At 68.7% G+C, this 14,229-nt stretch carries 13 protein-coding genes; 7 read left to right on the top strand and 6 right to left on the bottom strand.

Annotation, left to right across the window (positions count from 1 at the left end; all coding sequences use genetic code 11):
• Positions 1–45: 45 nt before the first annotated feature.
• Both IFT54_RS09940 and IFT54_RS09935 read right to left on the bottom strand, forming a co-directional pair.
• Positions 46–1,125 carry an LLM class flavin-dependent oxidoreductase gene (locus IFT54_RS09940; protein ID WP_192070485.1) on the bottom strand — a complete coding sequence of 360 codons (1,080 nt, stop codon included), beginning with the start codon at positions 1,123–1,125 and terminating at the stop codon, positions 46–48.
• Positions 1,122–2,015: an aldo/keto reductase gene (locus tag IFT54_RS09935; protein ID WP_192070484.1), complete on the bottom strand. Its 894-nt coding sequence runs from the start codon at positions 2,013–2,015 to the stop codon at positions 1,122–1,124. Before IFT54_RS09935 ends, IFT54_RS09940 begins: the two co-directional genes overlap by 4 nt.
• A 43-nt stretch (positions 2,016–2,058) precedes the next feature.
• Between IFT54_RS09935 and IFT54_RS09930 the strand changes: the two genes are divergently transcribed.
• The 6 genes from IFT54_RS09930 to IFT54_RS09905 all read left to right on the top strand — a co-directional run bounded on the left by IFT54_RS09930 (position 2,059) and on the right by IFT54_RS09905 (position 10,752).
• Positions 2,059–3,135: a Gfo/Idh/MocA family oxidoreductase gene (locus tag IFT54_RS09930; RefSeq protein WP_192070562.1), complete on the top strand. Its 1,077-nt coding sequence runs from the start codon at positions 2,059–2,061 to the stop codon at positions 3,133–3,135.
• Between the two features lie 72 nt (positions 3,136–3,207).
• Positions 3,208–3,507 (top strand): putative quinol monooxygenase, encoded by a 300-nt coding sequence (locus IFT54_RS09925; protein WP_031394383.1) that lies wholly within the window; start codon positions 3,208–3,210, stop codon positions 3,505–3,507.
• A gap of 108 nt (positions 3,508–3,615) precedes the next feature.
• Positions 3,616–4,131 (top strand): RNA polymerase sigma factor, encoded by a 516-nt coding sequence (locus tag IFT54_RS09920; RefSeq protein ID WP_192070483.1) that lies wholly within the window; start codon positions 3,616–3,618, stop codon positions 4,129–4,131.
• 33 nt (positions 4,132–4,164) lie between these two features.
• Positions 4,165–5,103, top strand: coding sequence for a FecR family protein (locus IFT54_RS09915; protein ID WP_192070482.1), 939 nt, complete (start codon positions 4,165–4,167; stop codon positions 5,101–5,103).
• Positions 5,104–5,129: 26 nt separating this feature from the next.
• Positions 5,130–7,475 (top strand): TonB-dependent receptor domain-containing protein, encoded by a 2,346-nt coding sequence (locus tag IFT54_RS09910; RefSeq protein WP_192070481.1) that lies wholly within the window; start codon positions 5,130–5,132, stop codon positions 7,473–7,475.
• A gap of 79 nt (positions 7,476–7,554) precedes the next feature.
• A complete protein-coding gene (locus IFT54_RS09905; RefSeq protein WP_192070480.1) occupies positions 7,555–10,752 on the top strand; it encodes an autotransporter outer membrane beta-barrel domain-containing protein in 3,198 nt (1,065 codons plus the stop codon).
• Between the two features lie 24 nt (positions 10,753–10,776).
• Here IFT54_RS09905 and moaC read toward each other — a convergent pair whose 3' ends face one another.
• Genes moaC through IFT54_RS09885 form a run of 4 tightly spaced genes read right to left on the bottom strand, consistent with a single transcriptional unit; the run spans position 10,777 to position 13,622 of the window.
• On the bottom strand, positions 10,777–11,250 hold the full coding sequence (gene moaC, locus IFT54_RS09900; RefSeq protein ID WP_192070479.1) for a cyclic pyranopterin monophosphate synthase MoaC: 474 nt from the start codon (positions 11,248–11,250) through the stop codon (positions 10,777–10,779).
• The gene (gene trpC / locus IFT54_RS09895) at positions 11,247–12,023 is read right to left on the bottom strand and encodes an indole-3-glycerol phosphate synthase TrpC (RefSeq protein WP_031440383.1); all 777 of its coding nucleotides are present in this window, start codon (positions 12,021–12,023) and stop codon (positions 11,247–11,249) included. The genes moaC and trpC overlap by 4 nt, the downstream gene beginning before the upstream one ends.
• 1 nt (position 12,024) lies before the next feature.
• The gene (gene trpD / locus IFT54_RS09890; protein WP_192070478.1) at positions 12,025–13,017 is read right to left on the bottom strand and encodes an anthranilate phosphoribosyltransferase; all 993 of its coding nucleotides are present in this window, start codon (positions 13,015–13,017) and stop codon (positions 12,025–12,027) included.
• Complete coding sequence (locus IFT54_RS09885) at positions 13,014–13,622, bottom strand: anthranilate synthase component II (RefSeq protein ID WP_166747863.1); 609 nt, start codon at positions 13,620–13,622, stop codon at positions 13,014–13,016. The genes trpD and IFT54_RS09885 overlap by 4 nt, the downstream gene beginning before the upstream one ends.
• Positions 13,623–13,789: 167 nt before the next feature.
• Here IFT54_RS09885 and IFT54_RS09880 point away from each other — a divergent pair, with 167 nt between their 5' ends.
• Positions 13,790–14,200 carry a hypothetical protein gene (locus IFT54_RS09880; protein ID WP_031440380.1) on the top strand — a complete coding sequence of 137 codons (411 nt, stop codon included), beginning with the start codon at positions 13,790–13,792 and terminating at the stop codon, positions 14,198–14,200.
• The last annotated feature ends 29 nt before the right edge of the window (positions 14,201–14,229 follow it).

Genomic DNA, 14,229 nt, shown 5'->3' with positions numbered 1-14,229 from the left:
GTCGGTTATTTGATTTCAGTCGGTCGCAGCGGCCAGGCCTGCGTCCTAGACGACCAAGGGACCATGCTCGATCCGCGGCAGCACGTGACGGGCGAACAGGTCGGCTTCGGCGGCATGCGGATAGCCCGACAGGATGAACGCATCGATCCCTTCGGCCCGGTAGGCGTTGAGCTTGGCGAGCACCTGGTCCGGATCGCCGACGATCGCGGCACCGCATCCCGACCGCGCCCGGCCGATCCCGGTCCACAGATTGGCCTCGGCATAGCCGTCGTCGGATCCCTCGCGCAGTTCGGCCTGACGACGGACGCCGGCGGACTGCGAATCGAGCGAACGCGCGCGGATCGCCTGGCCTTCGGCATCGTCGAGCTTGGACAGCAGACGATCGGCCGCGGCGCGGGCTTCCGCCTCGGTCTCGCGGACGACGACATGGACACGGTAGCCGAAGCGCAGCGTGCGGCCGTGACGTGCGGCGCGGGCGCGCAGGTCGGCGATGATCGCACGGACGCCGTCCATCGTATCGGGCCACATCAGATAGACGTCGGCATTGGTCGCCGCGGCCTCCCGTGCGGCCTCGGACAAGCCACCGAAATAAAGCGCGGGACAGCGCCCCGACACGGTGGTCGTCCGCGGAGGATCGAGCTTCAGCTTCCAGAAGTCGCCGTCATGGTCGAGCGGCTTGCCGTCGAGCAGCGTGCGCAGGATGTGCATCGCCTCGACCGTGCGGGCGTAGCGTGGCGCGCTTGCGAGCGTTTCGCCGGGCAGGTCGCTGGAGATGATGTTGATCGCCAGCCGACCGCCGAGCATCTGGTCGATCGTCGCAATCTGCCGGGCGAGCTGCGGCGGCCAGCTTTCGCCGATCCGTACCGCCATCAGCAACCGCAATCTCTTGAGCATCGGCGCGATCCCCGCGGCGAACGCGGTCGTGTCGATGCCGAGCGTATAGCCCGAGGGCAGCAGGATATTGTCGTATCCCGCCGTCTCGGCCTGCATCACGATGTCGCGACAATGCTCCCAGCTCGATTTCAGCGCGGGGTCGGGGACGCCGAGAAATTCGTAATCATCATCGCACAGCGCGGAAAACCAGCTGATCTCGCAGGGCGGAAGGCTTGCCGACGGATCGGTCATGGCAGCGAGACACCCATGCCGGCCTGCAGCACCGCATACCATTCGCTGCGGGTCCATTCGACCTTGTACGCATCGGCCGAGGCTGCGATCCGCGCCGGGGTCTGCGAGCCGACGATCGGGATGATCCGCGCCGGATGCGCCATGATCCAGGCGAGGGTCGCGGTCGCGGCGTCGACGCTGTAGCGGGCGCCATGCTCGGCGAGCAGCGTTGCCGCCGGATGATCGCCCTGCGCCAGCCGGCCCCCGCCAAGCGGCGACCACGCCATCACGGCGACGTCGTGCTCCATCGCCTGATCGAGCGTGCCATCGAACAGGGGCGCGGTCTGGAGCGGCGAAAACTCGGGCTGGGTGCTGACGATCGGCTGGCCGAGAAACGCCTGCAACGCGGCAAATTCGTGGACGCTATAGTTCGAGACGCCGATGCTGCGCACCTTGCCCGCGTCGACCATGCGCGTCAGCGCCGCGGCGACCTCCTGCGGATGGGTCATGAAATCGCGGCGGTGAATCTGGTACAGGTCGACTTGGTCGATCGCCATCCGCGTCAGCGACGCATCGAGGGCGTCGGCCAGATACTGTGCACTGGAATTATACGGGATGCCGGGACGGATGCCCGCCTTGGTCGCGATCACCATGTTTGCGCGCAGGCTGCGGTCCTCGGCCAGCGCGCGACCGAACAGCGCCTCTGCCGAGCCGAAACCCGCCGGGACGTCGCAGCCATAGATGTCGGCGGTGTCGAAGAAGTTGATCCCCGCACCCAGCGCCGCGTCGATCATCGCGCGGACAGGCGCGGTTTCTCCGGCCAGCCGCCACATGCCCCAGGCTATCGGCGAAACAAGGATTTCGCTCTTGCCGAGCGGGCGAAGGTCGTTGGAAAGGCGGATCGTCGTCATGCCGACGGCTCATGGCATAGGGATAGACAGCTTGGTAGCCACGATCAGATACGGTGTCGTCGGAACGGGCATGATGGGCGTCGAACACATCCGCAACCTGGCGATCCTGCCCGGTGCAGAGATCGTCGCGATCGCGGATCCGGTCGCGACGTCGATTGACTGGGCGACCGAGGCGCTCGGCGACCGGGCCGATGGCGTCGCGCGGTTCGACTCGGTCGAGGCGTTTGCAAAGCGGGCCGATGTCGATGCGATCGTCATCGCGTCGCCGAACAATACGCACCGCGACGTGCTCGATCAGCTGTTCGCGATGGACGCCGCGATCCTGTGCGAGAAACCGCTGGCGACGACGATCGACGATGCGCGGTGGATCGTCGAGCGTGCCGCCGCACACGCCAAGCCGTTCTGGACCGGGATGGAGTATCGCTTCATGCCGCCTGCTGCCGCCTTTATCGAGCAGGTCCAGGCGGGCCGGGTCGGCCGGTTGCAGATGCTGTCGATCCGCGAGCACCGCTTTCCCTTCCTGCCCAAGGTCGGCGACTGGAACCGGTTTGCCCGGAACACCGGCGGCACGATGGTGGAGAAATGCTGTCACTTCTTCGATCTGATGCGGCTGATCGTCGGGTCGGAAGCGGTGCGCGTCCATTGCTCGGGCGCGATGGACGTGAACCATCTCGACGAACTTTATGACGGCGAGCGCCCGGACATCATCGACAACAGCTATACGACGGTCGATTTCGCGAACGGCGTGCGGGCGATGCTCGATCTCAGCATGTTCGCCGATGGTGCGGAGAATCAGGAGGAGATGTCGGCGACGGGCGATGCGGCGCGGCTCGACGTGCTGATTCCTGCAGGCGAACTCGTCTATTCGCCACGGGTCGGATTTCTCAACCCCAAGGCGGTCGAGCGCAGTCATGTCTCGGTCGATCCGGCGGCCCGGGCCGCGGGCTCGCACGAAGGCGCAACCTATTATCAGCACGCCGCTTTTGCCGCCGCCGTGCGCGGCGAGGGACCGGTACAGGTCACCGCGGAAGACGGCCTGCGCGCGGTCGCGATCGGCACCGCCGCGGAGATCAGCGCGCGCGAGCACCGGGTCGTGACGATGGCGGAACTGGGCGTCTGACCCTTTGGCGGGGTTGCGCGCCATCCGCCGGGCGCGCACAGGCTGTGGCGAAATCACGCCCAGGAGGTCGATATGCCCGTGAAGGTCATTGCGTTCGTTTCCGTCAAGCCCGGCCATGAGGAGGCGTTCATCGACGCCGCCCGCATCTGCGCCGCGGCGTCGCGGAATGAACCGGGGGTGCTCCACTACGATCTGTGGCGCGAGGCCGATGGCGACCGGCGCTTCGTGTTCAACGAGCTGTATGTCGACGATGCCGCGGTTCAGGCGCACATGGCGTCCGACCATTTCAAGGCGCTGGGCGTGGCCTCGCGCGATCTCGCCGCCGCGCGACCGACGATCATCGCGACGCATCCGGTCGACGTTGCAGGCTGAGGCGACACCGCGGCCGCGACGCGCGCATCCGTGAGGGGCTAACGCGCGCCGCCTGCGGCCGAGCATCCGCCATGGTCGTGACGTTTTCTCTTACGGTATAGGCGACGGATGGACACGCAGGGTCTGGAGGCCGTTTTCCTCGCCAATCGCGATACGCTGCTCCGCTTTCTGTCGGCGCATGGCGCGGGGGATGCAGCGGAAGACCTTTTGCACGAGCTCTGGATCCGTGTGCGGACGCCGCGCGGCGGACCGATCGCCGCGCCGCTGGCCTACCTGTACCGCGCGGCGCACAATCTCATGCTCGACCGTCATCGCGCGGTCCGGCAGGCCGCCCGACGCGACAATGACTGGAGCGACGCGGTCGGCGCCACGGTCGCGGGCCAGTCCGATGCGCCGTCGGGTGAGCGCGTGCTGATCGCGCGCGAAGAGGCGCGGATGGCAGCGCGCGCGCTGGAGGCGATCGGCGAACGCGCCGCGGCGGTGTTTCGCCGCCACCGGATCGACGGGATCGCCCAACGTGCGATCGCGGACGAGATGGGCGTGAGCCTCAGCACCGTCGAAAGCGACCTGCGGCAGGCCTATCGTGCGATGATCGCGTTGAAAGGGCGGCTCGATGAGGTTTGAGGCGAACGTCTCCGTCAAGCCAGTCAGGAGGCCATGATGGCGCAGGACGACACCGCATTGGACGCACAGGCGCTCGACTGGATCGTGCGGACGGGCGATCCCGCATTCGACGACTGGCCCGGCTTCATGGCGTGGATGGAGGCGGACCCGACGCATGCCACGCGCTATCACGCGCTGAGCGCCGCGATCGATGATGGCGTCGCATCGTTGCGCGCGCCGCAGGCGGGGGCGGTGGCGCAGCCGATCGCCAAGCCGGCACGACGCGCGCCGCAGCGGATAGGACGGTGGGCCGGCGGGGCGATCGCCGCATCGCTGGCGGTCGTCGCCGGCCTTTCGGTCTATGAGCGCCGCCCCCAACCCTATGCCGTCGAGGCGGCGCCGGGGGCCGCGCGGACGATCCTCCTCGCTGAGGGAAGCCGGATCATGCTCGCCGGCGGGTCCCTCGTGACGATCGATCGACGTGATGCGCGCATCGCGACGCTTGATCGTGGCGAGGCGATGTTCGTCGTCGCGCATGATGCGGCGGATCCGTTCGAGGTCCGGGTCGGCGAGACGCGCCTGGTCGATGTCGGCACGGCCTTCGACGTCAAGCGGACCAGCGACGGCATGCGCGTTGCCGTGTCCGAAGGTGCGGTCGACTATGATCCGGGTCCGAACGCGATCCGGATGACGGCGGGGCAGGGTGTGGTGGCCACGCGCGGCGGTGTGATGCGGATCACGGTCGATGCCACGGCGGTCGGATCGTGGCGCGAGGGGCGGCTGGCGTTCGAAAATGCGCCAATGACCGAAGTCGCCGAGGATCTGTCGCGAACGCTGGGCATCACGATCGCGGTGGCACCGGAGATCGCCGATCGCCCGGTCCGTGCGACGATCGCCACGGCAGGGCTCGCGCGTGATCCCACGCCGCTCGCCGCACTGCTCGACGTGACGATGCGGCGGTCCGCCCTGGGTTGGACGATGTCGGCACGGTGATCCGGCGGGGCGGGGTCTTTGTCGTTATGGTGGCGATCGCCGGGCTGACCGCTGCGTCCGCGGCGGCGGGGCCGGTATCGCTCGACCTGCGCGCGGGCCGCCTGGGCGACACCGTCCTGGCACTGGGGCGGCAGGCCGGGGTCAGCATCGCCGTCGACGACCCGGCGTTATGGGCGCGGCCCGTTCCTGCGATCCGGGGACGCTTCACCATCCGTCAGGCGCTCGCGAAGTTGGCACGGTCGACGGGGGCGACGATACGGCCCGCGGGGGCAGGCGGGTGGCGGCTGGTCGCACGTGCCGCACCGTTGCGTGCGCCGCCGCGTCGTCCGCCGCCGGGCACCGCCAACGCCGCAGTCCCGACCATAGCAGGGACCGATATCATCGTCGCCGCGAGCAAGCGGGACACCCGGCTGCGCGATTTTGCCGGGCAGGTCGCGCACCTCGACGGAATCGACCTCGCGCTTGGCGGCGCGGGGGGCAGCGACGCGGTGCTGGCGCGGCTGGCGAGCGTATCGTCGACGCATCTCGGTGCGGGGCGCAACAAGCTGTTCATTCGCGGCATTGCTGATTCGAGCTTCACCGGGCCGACGCAGACGACTGTCGGCCAGTATCTCGGCGACATCCGGCTCAGCTACAACGCGCCCGATCCCGACCTGCGTCTCTACGACATCGCCTCGGTCGAGGTGCTCGAGGGGCCACAGGGAACCCTGTACGGCGCAGGGTCGCTCGGCGGCATCATCCGCACCGTTCCCAATGCACCGGTGATCGATGACACGACGGCCGCCATCGCGACGGGCGTGTCCGCGACGACGCATGGGGACCCGGGCGGCGACATCGGCGCGACGCTCAACCTGCCGGTGTTGGAGGGCCGGATGGCGCTGCGTATCGTTGGCTATGCGGTGACGGAGGGCGGGTATATCGACAACCCGACGCTCGGGCAGAGCGACGTGAACCGCACCCGCATCGCCGGCGGGCGGGGTACGCTGCGTGTCGATCTGGGGCGTGACTGGACGCTCGATCTGGGCGGCGTGTACCAGCGGACCCGCGGCGACGACAGCCAATATACCGATCGCGACGCGCCGCCCCGGACGCGGAACAGCGCCGTCGTACAGGGCTTCGGCGCAGACTACCGAATGGGCGATCTGGTCGTGTCGGGCACGCTTGGCGGCCTGATGCTGCGATCGTCGACGGCGATCGTCGGGCAGACGCTGACGGAACGCTATGACGCCACCATGGTGGACGGCGATCCGCGGCTGTTCGTGCAGCGCAACGCGACCGCGATGGTGACCAACGAGACCCGGCTGTGGCGGCCGATGCGCGCCGGCTTCGGCTGGGTGGTGGGGGGCAGCTTCACGCACAACCGGACGCGGCTGTCGCGCGCGCTCGGCGCAGTCGAGGCACCGGTGCCGGTGACGGGCGTCACCAACCGGATCGACGAAGCGACGCTGTATGGCGAGGGCAGCGTCGCGCTGTTCCCTGGATTGATCGCGACCGGCGGCGCGCGCGTGACGCGGGCCGCGCTGTCGGGAACGGGCCAGGATCTGGCGGAGGCCCTCGCGCCGGTCGCGCTGGCAAGGGCGCAGGTCACCGCCAGTCGTCGTGAAACCAGCCTGTTGCCGTCCGGATCGCTGATCGCAACCGTGCTGCCGCGGCTCTCGCTCTATGCCCGGTACCAGCAGGGGTTCCGCCCAGGCGGGCTCGCGATCGAGAGCGACTTCGTGCGGCGGTTCCGCAACGACAGGGTCCGCACGATCGAAAGCGGCATACGGTTCGGGCAGAGCGGGATCGACGCGGTATCCGTGTCGGCCGGGCTGTCGCATACGCTGTGGGACGATATCCAGGCGGACTTCATCGACGGGTCGGGGTTGCCGAGTACCGCCAATATCGGCAACGGCCGGATCTGGTCGGCAAGCGCGGCCGCCGCCTGGCGACCGGTCGCCGGGCTCACGATCGACGCCGGGCTGACCTATAACGACAGCCGGGTGACCGAACCTAGCCAGGCCTATGCCCTGGCGTTCGCGCGGATGAGCCAGGTTCCCAATATCGCGCGGTTCGCAGGGCGGCTGGGGCTTGACTATAGCCGGCCGCTCCGCGGTGACCTCGATCTGCGGGTTTATGGCTGGGCGCGTTATGTCGGTCGCTCCCGGCTCGGTATCGGCCCGGTGCTCGGGGAGGAGCAGGGTGATTATCTCGATACCGCGCTGACGATGCGCATCGGCCGGCCGACACTGGGCCTCGCGCTCGGCGTGACCAATCTGACGGATGGCACCGGCAATCGCTTCGCGCTGGGCACGCCGTTCCAGATCGGCAGCGGCCAGATCACGCCGTTGCGTCCCCGCACGTTGCGCCTCGGGATAGACGCGGCATTCTGAAAAGCTGCGCAGCCCGGCAAGGCTGCGCGGCAATGGTTCCGTCCTGTGTTCGAAACATATTCGAAAAGGGACCTGGTTCATGCGTCGTATCCTGCTTGCCTCTACCTGCCTGATGGCGGTCGTTCCGGCCCATGCGCAGACCACGATCGAGACCAAGCGCACCGATACGGTGCGGACCTCGACCGTGAAGGCCGGGGCGCCGGATGCGATCCGGATCACGACGGCGGGATCGGTGACCCCTGCCGGCGGCACGGCGGTGACGATCGACAGCGTGCATGCCGTCACCAACGAAGGCACCGTCCAGATCACCAATGCGGACAATGCCACGGGCATTCTCGCGGTAGCGGGGACCGGCGGCGGTATCACGAACAGCGGCAAGATCATCGTCGACGAGACCTATGAAGCGACCGATGTCGACAAGGATGGCGATCTCGACGGCCCCTTCGCGGCGGGCAGCGGCCGTACCGGCATCCGCACCGGGGGCGCCTATAGCGGTGCCATCACCAATACGGGCGCGATCACGGTCGAGGGGAACGAGTCCGCAGGGATCTGGCTCGGCGGCCCGCTGTCCGGGGCGTTCAAGACCGAGGGCACGATTGCGGTGACGGGGACGAACGTCGTCGGCGTGCGGACGGGCGACATCACCGGCAACGTCCGGCTCGCCGGAACGGTCGCGGCGATCGGGCAGGGGGCCGTGGCGGTCCGTTTAGACGGCGCGATCACCGGCGCGCTGGTGGTGCAGGGGGCGCTCGGCGCGACGGGCTACCGCACCACGACCGCACCGGCGGATCCGTCGAAGCTCGATGCCGACGACCTGTTGCAGGGCGGATCGGCACTGGTCGTCGCGGGCAACGTGTCGGGCGGGATCATCTTCGCAGTGCCGCCAAAGGATGCCAGCACGACCGACAATGACGAAGACAAGGACGGGATCGACGACAGCAAGGAAGGATCGGCGTCGGTGACCGCCTATGGTGCGGCGCCCGCGGTCCAGATCGGGTCGGCGACCAATGCGGTCGCGATCGGCGCAGTCGCGGGTAGCGGCACGAATTTCGGGCTGATCGTCGATGGCGGCATCGGTGGCAGCGGTGTCTATGCGGGTGTCACCGCGACCGGGCTGTCGATCGGTGGCCTTGGTGGCAGCGTGTCGATCGCCAACGGGATCGCGGTCAACGGCACGGTCCAGGCACAGGCCAACCGTGCGAGTGCGACCGCGATCCGGATCGGCAGCGGCACGACGACGCCCGAACTGCGCAATGCCGGGACGATCGCGGCGGCGGGCGGCGGCACGACGGCATCGCTGTCGAGCGCGGTCCTCGTCGAGGCCGGCGCGACGGTCGGCACGATCCGCAACAGCGGCACGATCAAGGCGAGCGCACAGGCGGCCGATGGCAGCGCCGCCGCGATCCTCGACCGGTCCGGCCGGGTGACGCTGGTGGAGAATAGCGGGGCGATCACCGCCAGCGGCGCACTCGCGACGTCGGGGCGCAACGTCGCGATCGACCTGTCCGCAGCGACGGCGGGCGCCACCGTCCGCCAGACCGCGGTCGCGGCGGGCGTCACGGCGCCGAGCATCGTCGGCGACGTCCGCTTCGGTACGGGGAACGACGTGTTCGAGATCGCCGATGGCACCGTGTCGGGCACGACCCGGTTCGGCGGCGGCGCGAACCGTCTCGCGCTGTCGGGCGACGCGGCCTATGCGGGAACGGCGCTCTTCGGCACCGGCAATGACGCGATGGCGCTTGCCGGGACGGCGGTGTTCAGCGGCGCGGCGGATTTCGGTGGCGGGGCGGACACGCTGACCATCGGCGGGACGTCGCGCTTTTCGGGCACGCTCGCCAACAGCGGCGGGCTGGCGGTGACGGTCGCCGGCGGTACGCTCGACCTGACCAAGGCCGCGACGATCGCGTCGCTGGCGATGGGTTCGGGCAGCGTGCTGGCGGTGACGCTGGACAAGACCGGGGGGACGGGGACGTCGATCACCGTCGCTGGGGTGGCATCGTTCGAGAAGGACACCAAGCTCGCGCTCAAGCTGGCCAGCATCACCGGTGCGGAAGGACGGTACACCGTCCTGCGCGCGGGGAGCCTGACCGGCGCGGCAAACCTGACCGCCTCGACCACGCTGTTGCCGTTCCTGTACAAGGGGAACGTCGCGACGGGCACGGGCAACGACGTTGCGATCGACATCGTCCGCAAGACCACGGTCGAACTCGGCCTCAACCGCTCGCAGACCTCCGCCTACAACGCAGTCTATGCAGCGCTCGGCACCGACGCCAAGGTCGGGCAGGCGTTCCTGAACATCAATGACGGCGACGCATTTCGCGGATCGCTGCGCCAGATGCTTCCCGATCATGCCGGCGGGACGTTCGAGACCGTGACGATGGGCTCGCGCGCGACGGCCCGGGTGATCGCCGACCCGCACGGCCCGTTCAAGGATGAGGGGCAGTGGGGCTATTGGGTCAGCCAGGTCGGCTGGGGCACGTCGAAGAGCATCGGCGATACCGGCGGCTATGACGTGACCGGCTGGGGCGTCTCGGGCGGGGCCGAATACAAGACCGGGCTGGGCAATTTCGGTGCGTCGCTCGCCTATCTCAGCGGCCGCGATGCCGATGAGGGGACCAGCAACGAAGTCAGTTCCAATCAGTATGAGCTCGCGGCCTATTGGCGTGGGCACTGGGGTGGGCTGAACGCCAATGCCCGCGCCTCGGGTGCGCGGATCGGGTTCGACGGCGTGCGGCGCTTCGCCGGCACTGCGGGGACCGAGGCGGTCCAACGCGTGTCGAGCGCGGACTGGAACGGCACGCTCTACTCGGCGTCGGGCGGCCTGTCCTATGATGCCGATCTGGGCAAGATCTCGTTCCGGCCGATCATCGCGGTCGATTATTACAAGCTGAAGGAGGACGGCTACAGCGAAACCGGTGGCGGCACCGCGATCGATCTGGTCGTCCAGTCGCGCAGCAGCGACGAACTGGCGGTCACCGGCAGCGCGGCGCTGGGTCTCGATCTCGGGGGGCAGAACCAGGACGCAGGCTGGTTCCGCTTCGAGCTCGAGGGCGGGCGGCGCGAACTCGTCGGCGGGGGGCTGGGTGCGACGACCGCGGCCTTTGCCGGCGGGACCGCGTTCACGCTGACACCCGAGGAGCGCACCAGCGGCTGGGTCGGCAAGCTGCGCGCTGTCGGCGGCAATGCAGCGTTCCGCTTCGGCGGCGAATTCAACGCCGAGGAGCAGCAGGGCCGCGCCGCATTGTCGCTGCGCGCAAGCCTGCAGATCGGGCTGTAGCGACGGGAGACTGGTCTGCCCGCGTCAGCGCGGTGCGGACCAGTCCCCGGACTTGCCGCCGCGCTTTTCGAGCAGGCGGATCCCGTCGATCTCCATCGCCTTGTCGATCGCCTTGGCCATGTCGTAGACCGTCAGCAGTGCAACGCCGACCGCGGTGAGCGCCTCCATCTCGACGCCGGTCTTGCCGTCGGTCGCGACGGTTGCGGTCGCGGTGACGCCGCTGGCGTCGACGTCGAGGTCGAGCGTGATCTTGGTCAGCGGCAGCGGATGGCAGAGCGGAATCAGGTCGCTGGTCCGCTTCGCGGCCATGATCCCCGCGACGCGGGCGACGGCGATGACGTCGCCCTTCTTGGCCGAGCCCTCGGCGATCGCGCGCGCCGCCTCGGCCGACATGGTGATCCGGCCGGTCGCGACCGCCTTGCGTGCGGTCGGCGTCTTGCCGCCGACATCGACCATCCGCGCGGCACCCGCCGCATCGACATGCGTCAGCTGGCTCATCCGACCAGCGCCCGCGTCGCGGCCTCGACATCGTCCTGGCGCATCAGCGCTTCCCCGATCAGGAAACACCGGATCCCGCGCTCGGCCATCGCGTCGAGGTCGGCGCGCGTCGTCAGCCCACTTTCGGCGACGAAGGTGCAGTCGCGCGGAGCCTTGTCGACCAGGTCGTAGGTCCGCTGAAAATCGACCGTGAAGTCGCGCAGGTCGCGGTTGTTGACCCCGATCAGCCGCGATTTGAGCTTGAGCGCGCGATCGAGTTCGTGCGCGTCGTGGATCTCGACGAGAACGTCCATGCCGCATTCGAGCGCGGAGGCCTCGATCTCCGCCATCTGGATATCGTCGAGCGCGGCGACGATGATCAGGATCGCGTCGGCGCCGATCGCGCGCGCCTCGGTCGCCTGCCATGGGTCGACCATGAAATCCTTGCGCAGCACCGGAATCGACACGGCGTCACGCGCGGCGGACAGATACGCGTCCGCGCCCTGAAACCATTTCTCGTCGGTCAGCACCGAGAGGCAGGCGGCACCGCCCGCCTCATAGGCGCGGGCATGCGCGGGGGGATCGAAATCGGCGCGGATCAGCCCCTTGGACGGGCTGGCCTTCTTGACCTCGGCGACCAGCGCATAGCCGGACTTCGCATCGAGCGCGGCGCGGAAGCCGCGCGGCGCGGACATGCGGGCGATGCCGGCATCGATGTCTGACAACGAGGTGGTGGCCTTGCGCGCGGCGACTTCGGCGCGCTTGGTCTCGAGGATACGGTCGAGCATGGTCATGTCAGTAGGCGATCCAGCGGTCGAGCAGCGCATCGGCGCTGCCGGTGTCGAGGGCGGTGGCGGCGAGCGCTGCGCCTGCGACAAGGGTGGGGACGGTCCCGGCGACCATCAAGGCCGCGGCGGCGTTGAGCAGGACGGCGTCGCGGTAGGCGCCCGCCTCGCCCTTCAGCAGGCGGCGGAGCGCCTCTGCATTATGGCCGGCATCACCGCCGCGAATTGCCGTGATCGCATGCCGCGGCAACGCCGCATCGTCGGGCGTGACGCGCGCGGGAAGCACGACGTCTCCAATGGACGCAACGACGCTGGGGCCCGCGCCGGACAGTTCGTCGAGCCCTTCCTCGCCGGAGACAACGAGTGCGGCCTGGGTACCGAGCTGGCCGAGGGCATCGGCGTAGAGCGGGACATAATCGGGCCGCGCGATGCCGATGAGCTGACGCGTCGTTCGCGCGGGATTGGCGAGCGGCCCCATCAGGTTGAAGATCGTCCGCCTGGCGATACGCTGACGGATCGGGGTGATCCGCTTCATCGCCGGATGGTGATTGGCGGCGAACAGGAAGGCGATGCCGATGTCGCGCAGGCTGGCCTCGGCGGTTGCGCCCGCCCGGTCCATGTCGAGGCCGAGGACTTCGAGCGTGTCGGCGGCGCCGGCCTTGCTCGAGGCGGCACGGTTGCCATGCTTGGCAACCGGCACGCCGCAGGCCGAGACGACGAGTGCGACGGCGGTCGAGACGTTGAGCGTATGGTGGCCATCGCCGCCGGTGCCGCAGACGTCGATCGCGCCCGGCGGCGCATCGATCGGGATCATCCGCTCACGCAGCGCACGCGCGGCCTCGGCGATCTCGATACTGGTCTCGCCACGCTCGGACATGGCGATCAGGAATGCGGCGATCGCGTCTTCGCTGGCGCGCGCGTCGAGGATGTCGGCAAACGCCGCACGCGCGGTCTCGCGCGACAGCGGCGTCGTCGGATCTGGCAGGAGCACGGTGGTCGTCATTGATCGAGCCCCTCGCGCAGGCGGTCGGGCAGCTGATGCGCAATCCCCGCCAGCGTCAGGAAATTGGCAAGCATCGCGTGGCCGTGTTCGGTCGCGATGCTCTCGGGGTGGAACTGCACCCCGTGGATCGGCAGCGTCGCGTGGCGGAACCCCATCACGCTGCCATCCTGCGCGGTCGCGTTGACGACCAGCGTGTCGGGAACCGCGTTGACGATCAGCGAATGATAGCGCGTCGCGATAAACGGCGAAGGGAGGCCGGCGTAGAGGCCGGTGTCGTCATGGACGACCGGCGACGTCTTGCCGTGCATCAGCCCGCCACGTTCGACCTTGCCGCCGAAATGCTGCCCGATCGCCTGATGGCCGAGGCAGACGCCGAGCAGCGGCCTGCCGGCATCTGCGCAGGCGGCGACGAGGTCGAGGCTGACGCCCGCTTCGGTCGGCGTGCAGGGGCCGGGGGAAATGAGAAACGCCTCCGCGCCGGACGACAGGGCCTGTCCAGCGGAGATCGCATCGTTGCGGACGACCTCCACCTCGACACCCAGTTCCATCAGATAATGGACGAGGTTCCAGGTGAAGCTGTCGTAATTGTCGACGACCAGGATCATGCGTTCGCCATAGACGAAGTCGAAGACGGTGCAACGGGGATGCGCATCGGGCGACGCTGCACATTATGTCGGCCATAATCGGTGCAGGGCAACGCGCGGGGCATGCTATTCAGCACGGAGCAACCTGCGGCGGCAGACGTTGTGCGTATGCAAGGAGTTTCCCACCAATGTTCCGTCTCACCGTCCTCGCCGCGCTGATCGCGCTTCCCGCCCTCGCTTCGGCGCAGGAGCAGACGGCCGAACAAGGCCAGCCCCCGCAGCGCATCCGCAGCGTTACGCTGGGGGCTGGGCAGAAGTGCCCGACATCGACCAATGGCGAGATCGTCGTTTGCTCGACACTCGACCAACCCTATCGTATCCCCAAGGAACTGCGCGATACCGCACCGATCGCCGCGCAGAACCAGAGCTGGGTCAACCGGGCTGCGACGGTCGACCAGGTCGGCCGCGTCGCGGGCGGGCTGCCGGACACCTGTTCGCCGGTCGGTACGGGTGGACAGTCGGGATGCGCGCTCGCACGGGCCCGCGCCTATTCGGCCGAGCGTCGTGCGCAGGCTGCGGGGCAGGCGATCGATCCCTGACGCCACAGCGAGCACCATCGGGATCCTAG

Source organism: Sphingomonas sp. CFBP 13714, assembly GCF_014842205.1.
GTDB classification, from domain to species: Bacteria; Pseudomonadota; Alphaproteobacteria; order Sphingomonadales; family Sphingomonadaceae; genus Sphingomonas; species Sphingomonas aerolata.
This window is presented reverse-complemented; position numbering and strand designations above follow the sequence as displayed.